A 654-nucleotide genomic window follows, 5' to 3' on the forward strand; every position below is an offset into this window, starting at 1 on the left:
AGGACGCCGCTCACCGTCGTGGCGGTCGCCATCAGCAGGATGGTCATCATCAGCACCCGCTTGCGGCCGATCCGGTCGCCGAGCGGGCCGAACACAAAACCGCCGAGCGGCCGCACCGCGAACGCCGCCGCCAGCGTGCCGAACGTGGCGATCAGGCCGACGCCGCTGGCGCTGTCGCCGGGATAGAACACTTGCGCGATCGTGGTGGCGAGGAAACCGTAGACCCCGAAGTCGTACCACTCCATGAAGTTACCGATCGCCGTGCCGGCGATGGATCTCTGCAGCGCTTCCGGGTCGGATACCCTGATCTGGTCGCGCGTCCATTGCGTGTCGCCGGCCGCGTGGCTAGCAGAGGTCATCGGCACGCCAGTTTAGCGCCACTTCGGCCACCGTGACGGCCCGGTGACCAGCCTCGAGGCGCTGACGCTCGAAATAACCGTCAGCACAAAGATTTCCGATTTTTCTGCTGCGGACGATCCGCGCACGCTCGGCGTTGTCAGCTCTGTTGATGCAACTCCGGCCCGATCACACCTTCAACCCGGGCCTCGGCCTCGGCCTTGGCCACCGCCGCCACGATGGCGGGATCGGTCTCGGTGGAGAACCAGTCGGCGATCTCGTCGCTGTCGTCCTCGGGCCTGGGCAGGTCGTCGTCCG

General features: G+C 66.7%; 1 protein-coding gene and 1 pseudogene. Both read right to left on the bottom strand.

Features of this window, described 5'->3' with window-relative positions; all coding sequences use genetic code 11:
• Window positions 1–284, bottom strand: a 284-nt coding sequence (locus F6Q13_RS19270) for an MFS transporter (RefSeq protein ID WP_293059932.1), incomplete at its 3' end; no start/stop codon positions are given.
• Between the two features lie 212 nt (window positions 285–496).
• Window positions 497–654: pseudogene (locus F6Q13_RS19275) on the bottom strand (SPFH/Band 7/PHB domain protein); the annotation flags it as partial.

The sequence above is a fragment of the Mycobacterium sp. genome (assembly GCF_008709575.1).
Classification (GTDB): Bacteria; Actinomycetota; Actinomycetes; order Mycobacteriales; family Mycobacteriaceae; genus Mycobacterium.